The sequence below is a fragment of the Bacillus sp. CIS52 genome, from assembly GCF_053545315.1.
Window position 1 is genome coordinate 39736 of record NZ_JBIUFR010000003.1, and the last position, 15387, is coordinate 55122.

20 protein-coding genes and 1 pseudogene are annotated in these 15387 nt (G+C 47.4%); 17 read left to right on the top strand and 4 right to left on the bottom strand.

Annotated elements, in window-relative coordinates:
* From ACH32G_RS12915 to ACH32G_RS12930, 4 genes are all read left to right on the top strand, one after another.
* A complete protein-coding gene (locus ACH32G_RS12915; RefSeq protein WP_448814425.1) occupies positions 1–345 on the top strand; it encodes an antibiotic biosynthesis monooxygenase family protein in 345 nt (114 codons plus the stop codon).
* On the top strand, positions 342–1310 hold the full coding sequence (locus ACH32G_RS12920) for a GNAT family N-acetyltransferase (protein WP_448814426.1): 969 nt from the start codon (positions 342–344) through the stop codon (positions 1308–1310). Before ACH32G_RS12915 ends, ACH32G_RS12920 begins: the two co-directional genes overlap by 4 nt.
* A 71-nt stretch (positions 1311–1381) precedes the next feature.
* Positions 1382–1744, top strand: coding sequence for an iron-sulfur cluster biosynthesis family protein (locus ACH32G_RS12925; protein ID WP_047475681.1), 363 nt, complete (start codon positions 1382–1384; stop codon positions 1742–1744).
* Positions 1719–1958 (top strand): DUF2552 family protein, encoded by a 240-nt coding sequence (locus ACH32G_RS12930; protein ID WP_095241750.1) that lies wholly within the window; start codon positions 1719–1721, stop codon positions 1956–1958. The genes ACH32G_RS12925 and ACH32G_RS12930 overlap by 26 nt, the downstream gene beginning before the upstream one ends.
* 39 nt (positions 1959–1997) lie before the next feature.
* Here the strand turns inward: ACH32G_RS12930 and ACH32G_RS12935 are convergent, their stop codons facing one another.
* On the bottom strand, positions 1998–2912 hold the full coding sequence (locus ACH32G_RS12935) for an alpha/beta hydrolase (protein ID WP_448814427.1): 915 nt from the start codon (positions 2910–2912) through the stop codon (positions 1998–2000).
* Positions 2913–3019: 107 nt separating this feature from the next.
* Here ACH32G_RS12935 and ACH32G_RS12940 point away from each other — a divergent pair, with 107 nt between their 5' ends.
* On the top strand, positions 3020–3244 hold the full coding sequence (locus ACH32G_RS12940; protein WP_016939176.1) for a YqkE family protein: 225 nt from the start codon (positions 3020–3022) through the stop codon (positions 3242–3244).
* Positions 3245–3276: 32 nt separating this feature from the next.
* Here ACH32G_RS12940 and ACH32G_RS12945 read toward each other — a convergent pair whose 3' ends face one another.
* Together ACH32G_RS12945 and mciZ are read right to left on the bottom strand one after the other, a co-directional pair.
* Positions 3277–4197 (bottom strand): aldo/keto reductase, encoded by a 921-nt coding sequence (locus ACH32G_RS12945; protein WP_016939175.1) that lies wholly within the window; start codon positions 4195–4197, stop codon positions 3277–3279.
* A gap of 62 nt (positions 4198–4259) precedes the next feature.
* Positions 4260–4382 carry a Z-ring formation inhibitor MciZ gene (gene mciZ, locus ACH32G_RS12950; protein WP_003153315.1) on the bottom strand — a complete coding sequence of 41 codons (123 nt, stop codon included), beginning with the start codon at positions 4380–4382 and terminating at the stop codon, positions 4260–4262.
* Positions 4383–4460: 78 nt separating this feature from the next.
* On the opposite strand from mciZ, the gene ACH32G_RS12955 reads away from it, so the two are divergent.
* Both ACH32G_RS12955 and ACH32G_RS12960 read left to right on the top strand, forming a co-directional pair.
* Positions 4461–5015, top strand: coding sequence for an NUDIX domain-containing protein (locus ACH32G_RS12955; RefSeq protein ID WP_016939174.1), 555 nt, complete (start codon positions 4461–4463; stop codon positions 5013–5015).
* Positions 5015–6178 carry a TIGR00375 family protein gene (locus ACH32G_RS12960; RefSeq protein ID WP_366969663.1) on the top strand — a complete coding sequence of 388 codons (1164 nt, stop codon included), beginning with the start codon at positions 5015–5017 and terminating at the stop codon, positions 6176–6178. Before ACH32G_RS12955 ends, ACH32G_RS12960 begins: the two co-directional genes overlap by 1 nt.
* Before the next feature lie 9 nt (positions 6179–6187).
* Here ACH32G_RS12960 and ACH32G_RS12965 read toward each other — a convergent pair whose 3' ends face one another.
* The gene (locus tag ACH32G_RS12965) at positions 6188–6541 is read right to left on the bottom strand and encodes a helix-turn-helix domain-containing protein (RefSeq protein ID WP_016939172.1); all 354 of its coding nucleotides are present in this window, start codon (positions 6539–6541) and stop codon (positions 6188–6190) included.
* Between the two features lie 175 nt (positions 6542–6716).
* On the opposite strand from ACH32G_RS12965, the gene ACH32G_RS12970 reads away from it, so the two are divergent.
* From ACH32G_RS12970 to xerD, 10 genes and pseudogenes are all read left to right on the top strand, one after another.
* On the top strand, positions 6717–7706 hold the full coding sequence (locus tag ACH32G_RS12970; protein WP_366969202.1) for a type I asparaginase: 990 nt from the start codon (positions 6717–6719) through the stop codon (positions 7704–7706).
* Positions 7707–7742: 36 nt separating this feature from the next.
* A complete protein-coding gene (gene aspA, locus ACH32G_RS12975) occupies positions 7743–9170 on the top strand; it encodes an aspartate ammonia-lyase (RefSeq protein ID WP_003153322.1) in 1428 nt (475 codons plus the stop codon).
* 140 nt (positions 9171–9310) lie between these two features.
* The gene (nhaC, locus tag ACH32G_RS12980; RefSeq protein ID WP_016939170.1) at positions 9311–10717 is read left to right on the top strand and encodes a Na+/H+ antiporter NhaC; all 1407 of its coding nucleotides are present in this window, start codon (positions 9311–9313) and stop codon (positions 10715–10717) included.
* A 12-nt stretch (positions 10718–10729) separates the two neighbouring features.
* Positions 10730–12043, top strand: a complete 1314-nt coding sequence (locus ACH32G_RS12985) for an NAD-dependent malic enzyme (protein ID WP_016939169.1) — start codon at positions 10730–10732, stop codon at positions 12041–12043.
* 110 nt (positions 12044–12153) lie between these two features.
* Positions 12154–12444: a hypothetical protein gene (locus tag ACH32G_RS12990; RefSeq protein WP_016939168.1), complete on the top strand. Its 291-nt coding sequence runs from the start codon at positions 12154–12156 to the stop codon at positions 12442–12444.
* A 56-nt stretch (positions 12445–12500) separates the two neighbouring features.
* Positions 12501–12701, top strand: a pseudogene (locus tag ACH32G_RS12995) (hypothetical protein); the annotation flags it as partial.
* 105 nt (positions 12702–12806) lie between these two features.
* Complete coding sequence (gene spoIIM, locus ACH32G_RS13000) at positions 12807–13451, top strand: stage II sporulation protein M (RefSeq protein ID WP_016939166.1); 645 nt, start codon at positions 12807–12809, stop codon at positions 13449–13451.
* Positions 13452–13563: 112 nt separating this feature from the next.
* Positions 13564–14013: a ferric iron uptake transcriptional regulator gene (gene fur, locus ACH32G_RS13005; protein ID WP_016939165.1), complete on the top strand. Its 450-nt coding sequence runs from the start codon at positions 13564–13566 to the stop codon at positions 14011–14013.
* Between the two features lie 114 nt (positions 14014–14127).
* A complete protein-coding gene (locus ACH32G_RS13010; protein ID WP_003153331.1) occupies positions 14128–14355 on the top strand; it encodes a YqzK family protein in 228 nt (75 codons plus the stop codon).
* Positions 14356–14362: 7 nt separating this feature from the next.
* Positions 14363–15253: a site-specific tyrosine recombinase XerD gene (gene xerD / locus ACH32G_RS13015; RefSeq protein WP_045925501.1), complete on the top strand. Its 891-nt coding sequence runs from the start codon at positions 14363–14365 to the stop codon at positions 15251–15253.
* Positions 15254–15387: the final 134 nt, after the last annotated feature.

The following is a 15387-nucleotide window of genomic DNA, read 5'->3' on the forward strand; positions in this document are numbered from 1 at the left end:
ATGGGTTTTTTAGCTGATACGCCCAAACCGCCCTATTATGCGGTCGTTTTTTCATCAATAAAGGGAAAATATGATGAGGAATATGAGCATACGGCAGAGCGCATGATGAATTTGGCAGGCGGACAGCCGGGCTTTTTAGGCGCGGAAAGCGTTCGGGAGGAAAACGGCTGCGGCATCACGGTTTCCTACTGGGACAGCCTGGAGGCGATTAAAAGGTGGAAAGACCATACTGACCACCGGGCGGCAAAACAAAAAGGAAAAAGCGCCTGGTATGAAGCGTACGCGGTCCGCATTACGAAGACGGAGTCACAGCGGATGTTTGCGTCAAAAGGGGCGGAAGATTGATTACATTTTTACGGCATACACAAGAACAGACGGCGCGGGAAATTGCGGCGGTTCAGCGCTGCTCTTATCAAAAAGAAGCCGAGCTGATCGGCTTTTTCGGCATTCCCGGGCTGCATGAAACAGCCGAAGACATACAGCGGTCACAGGAGACGTTTGCCGGTTTCAGAGTAAAAGATCAGCTCGCAGGCGTCATTTCGTATGAAAAAAAGGGATATGACCTTGTCATATGCCGGCTGACGGTGCACCCATCCGGCTTTCGGAAAGGAATCGGACGGGCGCTTATTCAATTTGTGATAGACCAAAACCGGGACGCCCAAAAAATAGAGACGGCTACCGCCAGCCAAAACGTTCCGGCAGTCTCTCTCTATTTAAAAGCAGGGTTCACGGAAGCCGGACAGACTGAGACGCCGGAAGGGCTGACCCTTTCGTTTTTTCATCTTTATCCGAAGAGGAAAGCGGAAGTTGTTCCGTACAAGCCGGAATGGAAAGAGATGTTTGAAAGAGAGAAGGCGGACTTGATCCGAATCTTCGACCCCGCACTTCATTCAGTCAGCCACATCGGCAGCACCTCCATCCCCGGGATGGCCGCAAAACCCGTCATTGATATACTGGCGGAGGTTAAAGAGATTTCGGACGCTGACCGATTCAGTCCTCAGCTGGAAGCACTCGGCTATGAGGCGAAAGGAGAAAACGGGATAGAGGGCCGGCGTTTCTTTCAAAAAGGCGGCAACAAGCGCACACACCACGTCCACATATATGAAACAGGCCATCCGGACGTGGGGCGTCATCTGCTGTTCCGGGATTACCTCACCGCAAAGCCTGAAAAAGCGGCTCAATACATGAAGCTGAAAAATGGGCTCGCTGAGACATACCCGTACGATATGGCAAAGTATATTGAAGGGAAAAAGGACTGGATCAAGGCGGCTGAACAAGAGGCAAAGGACTGGGAGAGCGGGCTGCAGTAAAGAAAGCAGAAACAATGCATACAGCGGTCCGGTATGCTACAATGGCGAAAATGAAATACGGAGGATCACCTATGCAAATACATGTGACAGATGCCGCGAAACACACGCTTTTGCAGGCAATGGACGCCAACCCGGAGAAAAAAGCGCAGCTCCGCTATGACGCAGAAGGCTGCGGGTGCGCGGTCAGCGGCGTGCCGGCCATCTGGCTGGCGGACGAATTAACGGGACAATGCGAACGCATTGAAACCAACGGACTTCCGCTTTACATCCAGACCTCACAAAAAGTGTTTTTTGACGAGGAAATGACAATCGATTACAATGAAAAGGCAAAAACGCTCGTCTTAAAAAGCCCGGCAGAAATGCTGAGCCCGAGAATGAGCATATTAGTAAAGCAGGGAGAAACTGAAAGTGAATCAAAAGCTGAAAGCCATTAAACAGACGGCACAGCATAAAACGTGGGTATCCTTTTTGAACAACAACCATCCGTACAGTCTGCTGCACTGGTCCATCGGAGGCGCTGAATCCGTACAAAAGGATGTCTGGCTGCTTCAGGATGAGATGACCTTCAAAGCGCAGGAGTTTTCGACAATCGACCTCGCCATTGACTGGATCGGAGAAAATATGGACGGGATTACCGACGTTTTATGACGGGAAAGCGAAAGAACAAGTATACGTTCTTTCGCTTTTTTACGTTTGCGTTATGGCATCTAAAAAGGTTTGCACGGCTTGACGGTAACTCTCGGGATTTTTGGTGTACGACATGGCATGACCGCCCGATTCGGCCAGATACAGCATCTTCGGGCCGCGTTTTCTGCGGTGCAGCATTTCGGAGGAAGCGGGAGGTATATAATCATCCTCCTTACTGTGAATAAACAGAACGGGCTGCCGGATGCGGCTGATAACCGATAAAGGCGAGACGTCACGGATGCGGTATCCTTCTCTCACCAGCAAAAAGAAATCAGCCAAAGGCAGCAGCGGCCACCGAGGCAGCCGGAATTCCCGCTTCAGTCTGTAGGCTAACTGATCGTGAAAACTTGCGAACGGACAGTCCGCAATATAAAAATCAGCGCCGTCTCCATCCTGATGATCTCCCGCGTATAATAAGGCCGTCACCGCTCCCATTGATTCGCCGTGGATACCGATTTGGCCGCCGTCCCCGATTTTGTTTCTCACCCAATTCACGGCTTCTTCCAAATCATCTTTTTCAAAATAACCGTAGCTCGTTGTTCGACCGCCGCTTTTTCCGTGCCGGCGGTGGTCATACACGAGCACATTCCAGCCTAAATCCAGAAACAAATCCATGTATTTCAATGAATTAAACAAATTGACGGTAACACCGTGACAAATAATCATCGTGTTTGCCGTACGATGCGGGGCGATGTAAAAGCCTTTGATCTCATACCCGTGGCGTGACAAGATGACGGCCTCTTCTTTTTCCATGGCCTGAAAGGAATCAAATACCCCACGCCAGTCTGCCCTTTCTCTTTTTATGATGTCTTCATCCGTCTTTTTCTTCATAAACATGATCAGATTCGTAAAAGCAAATCCGGCGGCCAAAAAGACCGCACAAGCCGAACCGAACACCGCCAGCCATTTTTTCACGCAGGCACCCTCCTTTAATATGAAAAATCCTTCCCTATGAACGTTGCCGGCCTCCGGCGCTCCATGGTACACTTACTTCACCATTATTCAGATACGGGGGTATAATGATGAAAAAGCAGCTGCCTAAAGAAAAACACAGCTTAAAAGACAATCTGGAGGAAGATCTGAAGGCCAGGCTTTTGCAAATGAAAAGTGAGCTGAAGGAAGAAGACGAGAAAAAACAAGCGCAGCAAAAGGCGGAACAAATCAGAAAACGAAAAGAAAAAGAAAAAAATAAAAGCTTTGAAGAGCTGCTGAATGAAAGCAGTCTCGATTGGCACAAATATAAATAAACCGGCATCTGACAAGGTGCCGGTTTTATTGTTTAAGAACGATGGGCTTCGTATACGTCCTGTTTTGTATGGTATTGCAGGGCTTTGATTTCCTGACTGCTTAAACGCCGGGCTTCTGCAGCCGAACAGTTTTCTCTCAGCTGTTCAGGCGAGCTTGCTCCGGTGATGACAGAAGCGACGGCCGGCTGTGAAAGCAAGTATTGAAGAGAAAGCTCCGTCATGCTCAGATCAGGCACGGCAGCGTTAATCGCTTTTTTGGTTTCTGCCAGTTCTTCAAAAGAATATGTTAAATAGCCGTTCTCTTTTACGCTTGCGGCTGCTTGATCGAGCGGTTTTTCCGTAAGAAGCCCTTTAGCGACAGGCCCTCTGGCGACGACGCTGATTCCGTTCTCCTCTAAAAGGGGAAGCCACTCCTCGGGACGCCGGTCCAGCAGGCTGTATTGCATCATAATACTTGTGATATTTGATTTTTTCACATATTCTTTAATGACATTCGGACGAATCGAGGAAATGCCGTAATACCGGATGACACCTTCCTGTTTTAAGTCCTCGAACGCTTCGATCGTTTCATCAATCTGATCCTCCATCGTGCCGCCATGCAGCTGATAAAGGTCGATATAGTCCGTTTTCAGCCGGCGCAGACTGTTTTTGACCGCTTCTTTTATGTATCCTTTGGAAGCGTCCCAATGCCAGCCGTCTTTCTCATCATTCCAGCGGTTTCCGGCTTTCGTGGCTAAAATGATGTCGTGTCTGCGGTTTTTGACGGCCTCCCCGACGATTTCCTCATTTCTGCCGAAATCATAAAGATCAGCGGTATCTAAATAATTGATTCCAAGCTCGATCGCTTCATCCAAAATAGACAGCGCCTTAGCTTTATCCGTGCCGAGCGACATACAGCCGAGCCCGATTTCGCTTATTTCTAAATCAGAACGTCCCAATTTGCGTTTTCTCATCATTTTGCTCCTTTTTATGGTCTTTTATTGACCGTAATATAAAGGCGCGAAGTTTTCAACTGTTAAGGCCCGGTGATCCAATCTCCGACATAGCGGAATGTCCGTCCGTACTCTTTCAATTTAGCCCGCACTTCCCAAGCCTTTCCGACCAATACGATGCTCTTATCCTTCCGGTACACCTTCAATCGAAAAGCACCTCCCTCTTATGCATGTATGATAAAATATATGAGGCATAATAGAGAGACAGAACGGGAGATGACATGATGAAACATTTAGAAGAAAAAACACTTGCGAAAAAAAAGCTGTATGACGGGAAAGTCATAGATCTTTACTTAGAGGATGTAGAGCTCCCGAACGGAAAAACAAGCAAGCGGGAAATCGTCAAACATCCGGGAGCGGTGGCCGTACTTGCGATAACCGAAGAAGGAAAAATCATTTTGGTGAACCAGTTCAGAAAGCCGCTGGAACGGACAATCGTTGAAATTCCGGCCGGCAAGCTGGAAAAAGGAGAAGAGCCCGAACATACCGCATTAAGAGAGCTAGAAGAAGAAACGGGATATACGGCGGAAACCTTGACGAAAATCACCGCTTTTTATACATCACCCGGATTTGCTGATGAAATCGTGCACCTCTTTCTTGCTGAAGGGCTTTCATTGCTTGAAGAAAAGCGCGAACTGGATGAGGATGAATTTGTCGAAGTGATGCAGGTCACGCTTGAAGAGGCCGTGAAGCTGGTTGAATCCCGCCGGGTGTATGACGCTAAAACGGCATACGCGATTCAGTATCTCCAGCTGAAAGAAGCGCTGAAGGAAAAATGATGAAAACCGTTTATGCGGATCTGCATATTCATATCGGGCGCACCTATACGGGAAGACCGGTCAAAATCACCGGGGCTAAAACGTTGACGCTGCAGCGGATTTTGGAAGAAGCAAGCGAGGGGAAGGGAATTGAACTATTGGGCATCATCGACTGCCATTCCCCGGAAGTCTTGGAAGAAATCGAGCTCGGAATTGATGAAGGCAGATACCGTGAGCTGAAAGAAGGCGGCATCCGCTATCGGAATACGACGCTTCTGTTGGGCAGTGAGCTTGAAATTTATGATCACACATGCCGCGGACCGATTCACGTTCTCGTCTTTATGCCGGCTCTTGCCGAAATGAAGATGTTTTCTGAGTGGCTCGCAAAAAGGCTTAAAAATATCCATCTCAGTTCCCAGCGTATTTACGAGACCGGTTTGAATCTTCAAAAGAAAACAAAGGAATTGGGCGGGCTGTTTATTCCCGCCCATATGTTCACCCCGCATAAAAGCCTGTACGGAAAAGGGGTCAGATCTTCTTTGACAGAAGTTTTCGACCCGGCGCTTATTGACGCGGCGGAACTCGGATTAAGCTGCGACACTGACATGGCTTCACGATTAACGGAACTTGATCCGTATACATTTTTAACAAATTCTGATGCGCATTCCTTAGGAAAAATCGGCAGAGAATATAATGAAATGCTTCTGAAGAAAGCGAACTTTACGGAATTTTCGCTGGCTCTAAAAGGGAAGGGCGGAAGAAGAATCACGGCGAATTACGGACTGAACCCGAAGCTCGGGAAGTATTACAGGACGGCTTGCGACCGCTGCGGCAGCCCGGCTGAAAAAGGAGCTTTAAAATGTACGGAATGCGGCGGGAAAACAATGACAAAAGGGGTCAGTGAACGGCTGGAGGAACTGAGCGGACCGAAAAAAAGCCGCGTGCCGCGGCCTCCGTATATTCATCAAATCCCTCTGCAGTTCATTCCCGGGGTCGGACCGAAAACATTGGAAAAACTAAAGCGGACTTTCGGGACGGAAATGGCGATTCTTCATCAGACAGAAGAAGAGGACTTGGCACGCATCGTGCAGCCCAAAATAGCGGCTGTCATTCATAAAGCTCGCACCGGGCAGCTCGCCCTTGAGGCGGGAGGCGGAGGAACATACGGCCGGATCAAGCCGTAAAGCCGGTTTTTAGCGGAGCTCCTCCTGTACCTTTTTTTTCGTACGGACAAACGCAATCAATTCGATGATTTCATCCTGATTAAGCGGTTCCCCGTCAACGGTCAGTGTGCCGCGGCCTTGTGCGGCTTTTGTTAATTCGATGGTCTGGGCAAACGGCTCCGCCTTTTTTTCAGTGCGCCCCAGTAAATCGTCGCACGTCGTGTCAAACAGATCGGCAAGCGTGCCCAGCGCTTCGAATGACGGGCGCCGGTAGCCTGATTCATACCCGGCGTACGTGCTTTTTGCGATGCCGAGCCGGTCAGCCGTATATTGAAGAGACCAATTTTTCTTTTTTCTCAGTTCAGTTAAACGATCTAAATTCATATTCAAAACCGCTCCTTTTCACTTGAGCAAAATTATATCATATCGATGTGTAAAAGTGTACGCGAATTGAATAATAATCACTTGATTAATTTCATTCGTCTGTCTATAATTTGATTAAAAGTATGCGAAAAGCGAATGCTTAAACATCTTGAGAAATGATGAAGAGGTGCAGGGTATGAAAAAATTATTGCTGTTAACAACCGGAGGAACAATCGCCTCAGTCGAAGGAGAAAACGGGCTTGCACCCGGGGTAAAAGCAGACGAATTGTTAACCTACGTATCAAAACTTGATAACGATTACACGATGGAAACCCATTCGTTAATGAACATCGACAGCACCAATATGCAGCCTGAATATTGGGTCCAAATAGCTGATGCTGTCAAAGAAAAATATGACGCGTACGACGGGTTCGTCATCACGCACGGCACAGATACAATGGCATATACATCAGCGGCGCTGTCTTATATGCTTCAGCATGCCGATAAACCGATCGTCATTACGGGTTCGCAAATCCCGATTACATTTCAGAAAACCGATGCCAAAAAAAATATCACGGACGCGATCCGCTTCGCATGTGAAGGGGTGGGCGGCGTATACGTCGTATTTGACGGCAGAGTCATTCAAGGCACCCGCGCCATTAAATTAAGAACGAAAAGCTATGATGCATTTGAGAGTATTAACTACCCGTATATCGCGTTTATTACCGAAAACGGAATTGAATACAACAAACACGTGCACATGCCAAAAGACGACGCCTTTACGGTCAATACGTCACTTTGCACGGACGTGTGCCTGCTCAAGCTCCATCCGGGTCTTAAACCGGAAATGTTTGACGCGTTAAAGGGTATGTACAAAGGAATCGTCATTGAAAGCTACGGCAGCGGCGGCGTGCCGTTTGAAGGAAGAGACATTCTCGCCAAAGTCAATGAAATGATTGAAAGCGGCATTGTCGTTGTCATTACGACACAATGTCTTGAAGAAGGAGAAGACATGAGTGTCTATGAAGTCGGACGGAGAGTCAATCAAGATCTCATCATCCGTTCAAGAAATATGAACACAGAAGCCATCGTGCCGAAATTAATGTGGGCGCTCGGCCAGTCTTACAATTTGGCTGAAGTCAAAAACATTATGGAGACACCGATCGCAGACGACGTTGTACTGTAAAAAAGACCACCATCAAAGAGAAAGTAGGGTTTTAGCATGACAAACGCGCAAAAAGAATATCGTCAGGAAAAAGATTTCCTCGGAGAAAAACAAATTGAAGCTGATGTGTATTACGGAATCCAAACGCTGCGCGCGAAAGAAAACTTTCCGATTACCGGCTACCGCATCCATGAAGAAATGATTAATGCGCTCGCCATCGTCAAAAAAGCGGCGGCGCTTGCCAATATGGATGTAAAGCGCCTCTATGAAGGAATCGGCAACGCGATTGTCCAGGCCGCAGACGAGATTCTTGAGGGTAAATGGCATGACCAATTCATCGTCGATCCGATCCAAGGGGGAGCCGGAACGTCCATGAACATGAATGCCAACGAAGTAATCGGCAACAGAGCGCTTGAAATCATGGGACATAAAAAAGGTGAATACATTCATCTCAGCCCGAACACACACGTCAATATGTCACAATCGACAAACGACGTGTTCCCGACGGCGATTCATATTTCTACCTTAAAACTTCTGGATAAGCTCCTTGATACAATGGCGCATATGCTGAGTGTCTTTAAAGATAAAGCGAAACAATTTGATTCTGTCATTAAAATGGGACGCACACACCTTCAGGACGCTGTGCCGATCCGTCTCGGACAGGAATTTGAAGCGTACAGCCGCGTGCTTGAGCGTGATATAAAGCGAATTAAACAATCCCGCCAGCATCTGTATGAAGTAAACATGGGGGCAACGGCTGTAGGTACGGGACTTAACGCTGATCCGCGCTACATAGAACAGGTTGTAAAGCACCTGGCTGACATCAGCGGACTGCCTCTTGTCGGCGCCGGCCATTTGGTTGATGCCACACAAAACACTGATGCTTATACGGAAGTTTCAGCCGCGTTGAAGGTATGCATGATGAATATGTCTAAAATCGCCAACGATCTGCGCTTAATGGCCTCAGGTCCGCGCGCGGGACTAGCGGAAATTTCACTGCCCGCCCGTCAGCCGGGATCATCCATTATGCCGGGGAAAGTCAACCCTGTCATGGCAGAGCTGATCAACCAAATCGCCTTCCAGGTCATCGGGAATGACAATACGATCTGCCTCGCTTCAGAAGCGGGCCAGCTGGAGCTTAACGTGATGGAGCCGGTGCTCGTATTTAACCTGCTTCAATCCATCAGTATTATGAACAACGGTTTCCGATCATTTACCGATCATTGTCTGGCGGGGATTGAAGCCAACGAAAAACGCCTGAAGCAATACGTGGAAAAAAGCGTCGGCGTCATTACAGCGGTCAACCCGCACCTTGGATATGAGGCGGCTGCGCGAATTGCCCGTGAAGCAATCATGACGGGGCAATCTGTGAGAGATCTCTGTCTCCAAAACGATGTACTGACAGAAGAAGAATTGGATATCATTTTGAATCCGTATGAAATGACAAAACCGGGGATTGCCGGAAAAGACCTTTTAGAAAAATAAATTTTGAAGCAACAACAGCCGCCTTTTCACGTTTTTCAGTGAATAGGCGGTTGCCATACAAAGGGATGAGGAAGTATAGTATAATTTGTTATATCATTTGATGAAAGCGTTTTAGCTTTTTCTTCTAGGGGGATTTTTTTGTGAAAGAGGTCAGATTGCCAAATTTATTGGAAATTATTATCTTATTATTCGGGTTTTTAGCGCTTGTTTTGTCATTCACAGTGTTTTTAGACCTGCCGATCCAGCTTGCTCTCTTTATATCCTGGTTTATCGCTATTATTCTCGGAATCAGGCTGGGACATTCATATAAAGACTTGCAGTCATCCATTGTCACCGGGATATCAAACGGTCTTGAAGCCGTTCTGATCCTAGTTTCAGTCGGTGCCCTTATCGGGACATGGATTGCCGGCGGCGTTGTGCCGACTTTAATTTATTATGGTTTAGAGTTTATTAATCCTCATGTGTTCCTGCTTGCTACATTGGTTATTTGTTCGGTTATGTCCGTTGCGACCGGGACGTCCTGGGGAACCGTGGGGACTGCGGGAATCGCCATGATTGCCATCGGAGAGGGAATGGGCATACCGCTTCCGATCGTAGCGGGGGCCGTTTTGTCCGGCGCTTACTTCGGGGACAAGCTTTCACCGCTGTCTGACAGTACGGTGCTTGCTTCCACGCTTTCTAAGGTGGATGTGCTGTCACACGTCAGAGCGATGATGTATCTGTCCATTCCGTCCTATATCATTACGGCCATTCTTTTTACCGTAACGGGATTTATATACGGCGGAAAAAATATTGATCTTGATAAAGTGGAATTTTTAAAGTCTGCATTGCAGAAAACGTTTGATATTCATATATGGATGCTTATCCCGGCGGTTGTCGTCGTCGTCCTGCTGATTTTGAAAAAGCCGTCTATGCCCGTTATCGTCATCGGCGCCTTGCTTGGCGCCATCTGGGCTTCTGTTTTTCAGGGAATGAATTTTGCAAGTGCCATCGCGACTGCTTACAATGGTTTTTCCATTAAAACGGACGTCGAATTTTTAAATGGGCTGTTAAACCGCGGAGGCATCACCGGCATGCTGGATACGTTGGTCGTTATCCTTTTCGGTCTCGGGTTTGGAGGAATTCTCGAGAAGCTCGGCGTATTAAAAGTGATTGTCTCAACTTTTGAGAAAAAACTGACCACACCGGGAAATGTAACGCTTTCGACGCTGATCGTCGCGCTTTTAGCAAACATTTTCGGCTGTGCAATGTATGTGTCATTGATACTGACGCCGAAAATCATGGAGAACAGTTATGATAAACTGAAACTTGACAGAAGAATTTTATCCCGGAATGCCGAGGTGGGCGGCACGCTTACTTCAGGGATGGTGCCATGGTCTGACAACGGCATCTATATGGCCGGCATTCTCGGCGTATCCACGTTTTCTTATCTGCCGTTCATGTGGCTCAGTTTTGTATCTATCGGACTGGCCATATTGTACGGATACACGGGTAAATTCATTTGGTACACGAAAGAAAAATCCTTGCAATCTCAAAAACTGGGTTAGGGGGGGTATTTTATGATTACAAAGCATATGATTCGGACGTTAATGATAGAAACGCCGACTGTTCCCGGAAATCTGGGAAAAGTGGCAACGGCCATCGGAGTGATGGGCGGAGATATCGGGGAAGTTGAAACCGTTAAAGTCGGCCCGAACTACACCATGCGCAACATTACGGTGCAGGCCGAAAATGAGGAGCAGCTGCAGGAAATCATTCAAGCCATTGAAGCTCTCGGTGAAGGCATCCGGCTTCATACCGTCTCAGATGAAGTGCTCTCTGCTCATGAAGGCGGAAAAATTCAGATGAAAAGCAAAATGCCGATCCGGACACTGGCTGAGCTTGGCCGTGTTTATACGCCGGGCGTGGCCGATGTGTGCAGACTGATCGAAAGCGAGCCTGAAAAAGCATCCATCTATACGACCATCAGCAATTCTGTCGCCATTGTCACCGACGGAACGGCGATTCTCGGTCTCGGCAACATAGGCTCTGTCGCCGGAATGCCCGTAATGGAAGGGAAGGCAGCGCTTTTTGACCAGCTGGCAGGCATCAGCGGTATTCCGATTTTGCTCGACACCTCTGATCCGGAAGAAATCATCCGCACGGTAAAACATATTTCTCCGGGATTCAGCGGAATTCTGCTTGAAGATATCGGTTCGCCTCACTGCTTTGACATTGAAGACCGCCTGAAGGAAGAATTGGACATTCCGGTTATGCACGACGACCAGCACGGCACGGCGGTCGTCACTCTCGCCGCCGCCATTTCCGCTTGTAAAAGCGCAGGTCTTGATTTAAAAGAAGCGAAAGTCGGACAGATCGGTCTCGGCGCGGCGGGCGTCGCCATCTGCCGCATGTTTATGGCATACGGAGTCAAAGCGGTCTGCGGAACGGACAAGTCAGAAGAAGCAATGAACCGCCTCGCTCAATACGGAGGTCAGCCGCTTGAAAGCATTAAAGATTTAATGGACACGTGTGACATTGTGATCAGCACGACAGGAGTTCCGGGGCTCATTAAAAAAGAGGATGTCAGAAAAGGACAAGTCATTCTGGCCTTATCTAATCCGAAGCCGGAGATTGAACCGGAAGAGGCGCTGCAGGCCGGAGCCGCTTATGCAGCCGACGGCCGTTCAGTCAATAATGTTCTCGGCTTCCCTGGTATTTTCCGCGGTGCGCTGAACGCCAAAAGCAAGAAAATTGACCATGAAATGCTTGTGGCGGCCGCTGAAGCCATCGCTTCTTGTACGAAACACGGTGATCTCGTGCCTCAGCCTTTGGACGCGGACGTGCATCACGCCGTATCGGCAGCTGTAGAGCGGGCCGCGGCGGGAAAATAAATAACGCTCAAAGCACCGGATATGTAACCGGTGCTTTTTTATCATGAATAGAAAGCGGAATTCTTTGGCAGGCTAACATATAGAAAAAGACGGAATAAAGAGGTGTCAATGTGGATTATTTTCCGCTGATCCATACAAATATTTGGGATGCTGTGATCGGCGTGCCGGTCGTCTTATGCGTTACACAGCTGATCAAAGTGTTCTGCAGGGTTCCCGGCATATTCGTTCCTACGATTGCCCTTGTTGTCGGAAATATTGTGTCTATCGTTTTCGGTCACCACGAACACGTGTATGAGGGGAGCTTTATGGGATTCTTTTACGGATACGCCGCAATGGGGAGTTTTTCATCTGCCAAAACATCTCTGCGCGCCTACCGGAAGAAACATGAGCCGTATTCATGAACACACCTGGATTTTTTTGTTATGATAGAGAAAAGGCAAAAAGGAGCGATCTGCACATGGCGAAAAGCAAAGCGAAAAAAATGCGGGAGCATCTCAGAAGAAACGGGTTGCGTGACGCAGTCTTATCAAGAGGGGCGGCGCCGTCCTTCAGCACGCATGAAAGAGTGACAAAAACCAAAAAAGACAGGCTGGAAAGAATAAAGCATAAAAAAAGGAATCCCCATGATCACAAGAGTGATGGCGGGGATTCTTTTTTTTTTGCCGGAATCTCGGAGCCTTTCTATGATTTCTCTGTCATGTTTTCTCTTTTCTTTCATACAATCTACTAAATCAAGTCAATAGATTAGCGGGAGGAAAGCGGTATGAGGAAACAATCGTACAAAGAACTGTTTTTTCGCCATATGAAGGATCATCTGTCACTTTATATATTTGTGTTTGTCTTGTTTTTAATGGGTGTCATTTTCGGCGCGATCATTGTCAACAGCATGACAATCACGCAGAAAGAAGATTTGTATTACTATTTAAGCAAATTCTTCGGACAGCTGTCTGACGGAAAACATGCCGGCGCCTCAGACATGTTTTGGCAGGCCGTCTTTCATGATGTAAAATATTTGGGGCTGATGTGGATTCTGGGTATTTCCGTAATCGGTCTCCCGGTGATTTTCATCATGGTGTTCTTGAAAGGAATCGTCGTCGGTTTTACGGTCGGATTTCTAGTGAATCAAATGGGGATGAACGGATTTTTCCTGTCTTTCATCTCGGTGCTGCCGCAAAACATCGTTCTCATTCCGGCATACCTTATCATGGGGACATGCTCTATCGCTTTTTCGCTGAAACTGATCCGGCAGCTGTTTGTCAAACGCAGCCTCCACGACACGCCGATCCAATGGTTCGGACGCTACGCCTTCGTGCTGATTCTCATCATTTTCTTCTCGGTCATCGCTTCACTGCTGGAAGCGTATGTGTCTCCGTTGTTTATGGAAAAGCTTTCATCACGGATCTTTTAGAATAATTATCACAAAATAATACTTTTATTTATCAGTTTATAATAATTATAGTTGGAACTCTGCGCGTATTTTGTTATAATGAGTCATGGAATGCGGCGTAGGAGGGAAAGACATGGAAAACCGTATTGATCGAATTAAAAAGCAGCTGCACTCATCAAGCTACAAGCTTACGCCACAGCGTGAAGCAACGGTAAGGGTGCTGCTTGAAAATGAAGAAGACCATTTAAGCGCAGAAGATGTATACCTCCTCGTAAAAGAGAAATCTCCTGAAATTGGTCTCGCTACAGTATACCGTACATTAGAATTATTAACAGAATTAAAAGTCGTTGATAAAATTAACTTCGGGGACGGCGTATCCCGCTACGACCTTCGCAAAGAGGGCGCGGCCCACTTCCATCATCATCTGGTGTGCATGGAGTGCGGAGCCGTTGATGAAATTGAAGAAGATCTGCTTGAAGACGTTGAAGAAGTGATTGAACGTGATTGGAAATTTAAAATTAAAGATCATAGATTGACTTTTCACGGAATCTGCCACCGCTGCGGCGGGAATGAAACAGAATAAAAGCCTATGAACCTTTTCTGCCAGGAAAGGGTTTTTTGCTGTTTTTATGTATAAAAGCCTTTGAAATTGGCATAAGGTGTACTAACAGCCGCCAAAGAAAGGATCGATCGAAAGATGGGCAGATTCCTAAAAACAGCAGCGGATACGATCAAAGTGTTTATTCTGTTCACAGGTTTTACCGCGCTGTTCTATTATGCTATGATATGGGTGAATTCAGAGTATGAAAACTATCATCGGTACGATAAACCGGAAGGCTCCGCCGTCAAAGTGGCCAAAACGGAACATGAGGAGAAGGACGGCTGGTTCGGCCGGTTGATCTTTTTTTACCAAAACGGGGAGTAGATCAAGAGTGAAGGATCAAATTAAGGATTTCATCCATTATGTGAGGGTTGAAAGAGGGCTGTCCCAAAATACGATGATGTCCTATGAGCGTGATCTGAAAAGTTATTCTCTCTTCTTAACTGAAACCCTTCAGATCACTTCTTGGAATGATGTGACCCGTCTTCATATTATTCAATATTTAAAGCATTTGAAGGACTCGGGGAAATCAGGGAAGACGTCTGCCAGGCATTTGGCGTCAATCCGGTCTTTTCATCAATTTCTGCTAAGGGAGAAAGCCGCGGATAAAGATCCTTCTGTACATATTGAAACACAAAAAACAGAGCGGGCCCTCCCAAAAGTGCTGGCGCTGAACGAAGTAGAGCGGTTATTGGACACGCCTAAGCTTGACAGCCCGTTCGGTCTCAGGGATAAAGCCATGCTCGAATTGCTGTATGCAACCGGCATCAGGGTCAGCGAGATGATTGAGCTGAAATTATCCGACGTTCATTTGACGATGGGATTTGTCCGCTGCTTCGGAAAAGGCCGGAAAGAGCGGATTGTGCCGATCGGTGAAGCCGCCTCCCATGCGATCGAAGCATATATCGAAAAAGCCAGAGGGAAATTATTAAAGAAAAATGTGACCGAAGCGCTTTTTCTGAATCATCACGGCAGGCAGATCAGCCGTCAGGGATTTTGGAAAAACCTGAAGAAAATTGCCCTTGAGGCAGGCATTAAAAAAGAACTGACACCGCACACGCTCCGGCACTCTTTTGCAACGCACCTGCTTGAAAACGGGGCGGACCTGCGCGCCGTGCAGGAGATGCTCGGACATGCCGATATTTCCACGACGCAAATTTACACGCATGTGACGAAAACAAGGCTGAAGGACGTGTACAAGCAGTATCATCCGCGCGCCTAGGAGCCGCTGGCAAAGGTGCCGCGGCTTTTTTCTGTCGGATTGGCGGAATACAGAGAAGGTTCTTATTATTTGAATAGGCATTGTCAACAAGAATGTAAACGGTTTATACTTGAGTTGTCTGACCTCTGTAAGCT